Origin of the sequence: Patulibacter brassicae (assembly GCF_033949425.1) — a bacterium.
Taxonomy (GTDB): domain Bacteria; phylum Actinomycetota; class Thermoleophilia; order Solirubrobacterales; family Solirubrobacteraceae; genus Patulibacter; species Patulibacter brassicae.
In genome coordinates this window covers 1-546 of sequence record NZ_JAXAVX010000030.1, presented here as the reverse complement: position 1 = coordinate 546, position 546 = coordinate 1, and the positions used below count along the sequence as shown (strand labels likewise).

Annotated in this window: 1 protein-coding gene; it reads right to left on the bottom strand. The window is 67.4% G+C overall.

Annotated features, from left to right (window positions below):
- Positions 1-169 precede the first annotated feature (169 nt).
- The coding region (locus SK069_RS20145) for a transposase (RefSeq protein ID WP_319956067.1) at positions 170-546 on the bottom strand (377 nt) is incomplete at its 5' end.

The following is a 546-nucleotide window of genomic DNA, read 5'->3' as shown; positions in this document are numbered from 1 at the left end:
TAGTTCTCGGCGTGCATCTGCCGGATCAGGTCCAGCAACCGCTCATCCTCCTGCTGGCGAGCGGACGGCGCCCGGCTCTTGCGGGCGTAGTAGCCCGACACCGACACCCCGATCGTGCTGCAGATGAGCTCCACGGCGAACATGTCGCGCTCACGGTCGATGAACGCGCTCACCTCCGCGGGGTCCCGTCGAGCTCCTTCGCGAAAAACACCGACGCGTCACGCAGGATCTGGTTGGCCTTCTTCAGCTCGCGGTTCTCCCGCTCGAGCTGCTTCAAGCGGTCGCGCTCGTCGCTGGTGAGCCGGGCCGGGCTTGCGCCCGGCCCGGCCGCGTCGGCCTCCGCCTGCCGCACCCACGTCCTGAGCGACTCGGAGTGGATCCCGAGGTCCCTGGCGACGTGCGCGATCGGTCGCTCGCTCTCCAGACACATCCGGACCGCACGCTCACGCAACTCGGTCGGGTACTTCTTCGGTCGGGCCATCTTCGATGCATCCTCTCCCAGGCGAAACCTGGAAACGAGGCCTCCACGAAAACCGGCCTGGCTCA